The organism is Streptosporangium sp. NPDC023615 (assembly GCF_040640155.1).
Taxonomy (GTDB): Bacteria; Actinomycetota; Actinomycetes; order Streptosporangiales; family Streptosporangiaceae; genus Streptosporangium.
Map to the genome: position 1 here is coordinate 1 of NZ_JBFABE010000169.1, position 1,648 is coordinate 1,648.

At 71.9% G+C, this 1,648-nt stretch carries 1 protein-coding gene and 2 pseudogenes; 2 read left to right on the plus strand and 1 reads right to left on the minus strand.

Annotation, left to right across the window (positions count from 1 at the left end):
• Positions 1-363, minus strand: a pseudogene (locus AB0G16_RS38700) (phospholipid carrier-dependent glycosyltransferase); the annotation flags it as partial.
• Between the two features lie 97 nt (positions 364-460).
• Here AB0G16_RS38700 and rsmI point away from each other — a divergent pair.
• A complete protein-coding gene (gene rsmI, locus AB0G16_RS38705) occupies positions 461-1,315 on the plus strand; it encodes a 16S rRNA (cytidine(1402)-2'-O)-methyltransferase (RefSeq protein WP_362816007.1) in 855 nt (284 codons plus the stop codon).
• A 21-nt stretch (positions 1,316-1,336) separates the two neighbouring features.
• Positions 1,337-1,648: pseudogene (locus AB0G16_RS38710) on the plus strand (phospholipid carrier-dependent glycosyltransferase); the annotation flags it as partial.

The window sequence follows — 1,648 nt, forward strand, 5'->3', positions numbered from 1 at the left end:
CACCACGTACGAGGCGCACTTGTCGATCTCGGCGGGCGCGCACTGCTGCCAGATCCCGGTGCCGCCGCTCATGATGATCTTGTCGGCGTCCTTGACCACGTTGTGCTCGGCGCCGAAGGTCATCAGCGCCCAGGCGTCCTTGGCGTAGTAGGTCTCGTCGAACATGATCGTGCGCGGGTGACCGAGGTTCACGAACCTCAGGACCGCGCCGAACGCCGTGACCAGCAGCGGCCCCAGCCAGCCCCAGAGGGCGCCGTCGGGCATCGGCGGCACCAGCCGGTCTCGCAGGGAGAGCGTGAGACCTCCGCCCGGCTGGGACTCCGGCTGGTCTGACGCCTGGTTGGTGAAGTCGGTCACGGCCACTCGGACATCGTACGGGCCACCGGCCTTCGTCAGCCTAGGAAATACCTCCTACAGGTCTAATTGGGGAATTTCTCCCCGGGCAGGGGGCTCATCCGGAATGCGGGAGGATGGAACGGTGACGGACAACGGCAGGCTTGTGCTGGCAGGAGCTCCGATCGGGCAGGCCGGTGACGCCTCGCCGCGGCTGCGCCAGGCGCTGGAGAGCGCCGACGTGGTGGCGGCCGAGGACACCCGGCGGCTGCGCCGGCTGGCCGGGGAGCTGGGCGCGGAGATCGGCGGGCGGGTCGTCTCCTACTACGACGCCAACGAGGCGGGCCGGGCCGCCGAGCTCCTCGAGGCCCTCCGGGACGGCAGGACCGTGCTGGTGATCACCGACGCGGGCATGCCCGGCGTCTCCGACCCCGGCTACCGGCTGACCCACCTGGCCGTCGAGGCCGGGATCACGGTCACCTCGCTGCCAGGGCCGTCCGCGGTGACCACGGCGCTGGCCGTCTCCGGCCTGCCCAGCGACCGGTTCTGCTTCGAGGGCTTCCCGCCGCGCAAGTCCGGCGAGCGCTCCCGGCGGCTCGCGGCGCTCGCGGCCGAGGAGCGCACCATGGTGTTCTTCGAGGCGCCGCACCGGCTGCACGCCGCGCTGGCGGCCATGGCGGAGGCGTTCGGCGCCGACCGCCGGGCGGCGGTCTGCCGGGAGCTGACCAAGACCTACGAGGAGGTACGGCGCGGCGGGCTCGGCGAGCTGGCCGCCTGGGCGGCGGACGGGGTCAGGGGGGAGATCACCGTGGTCGTCGCCGGGCACGTCCGGGGGGCGCTGCCGCCGGTGATCGGCGACCTGGTCGAGGAGGTCGCGCGGCGCGAGGAGGCGGGGACGGCCAGGAAGCAGGCGATCGTGGACGTGGCCAAGCAGGCGGGGATTCCCAAGCGCGATCTCTACGACGCGGTCCATCGAGGCTGATTTATCACCATAATTCCCTGAATGGGAGTAACGCGGGATCGCCTCACGCCGCCGATGCCGGGAGACGTCCTCCGGGGCTGGCTGGGGCCGCTGCTGGTCACCGCCCTGGGGGCCGTGCTCAGGTTCGTCGACCTGGGCCGGCCGCGCGCGGTCGTGTTCGACGAGACCTGGTACGCCAAGGACGCCTGGGCGCTGATCAACTTCGGGGTGGAGCGGGCCTCGCTCGGCACCAAGGACGACCCCGTCGCCGACCGTATGATCATCGCCGGGAGGACCGACTTCCTGGTCACGTGCACCCCGCCCGAGGCCGACCCCTGCCCGCTGTACGTCGCC

Coding starts and splice junctions, on each gene's coding strand:
- rsmI (WP_362816007.1), top strand. CDS start 461: ATGCGGGAGGATGGAACGGTGACGGACAACGGCAGGCTTGTGCTGGCA.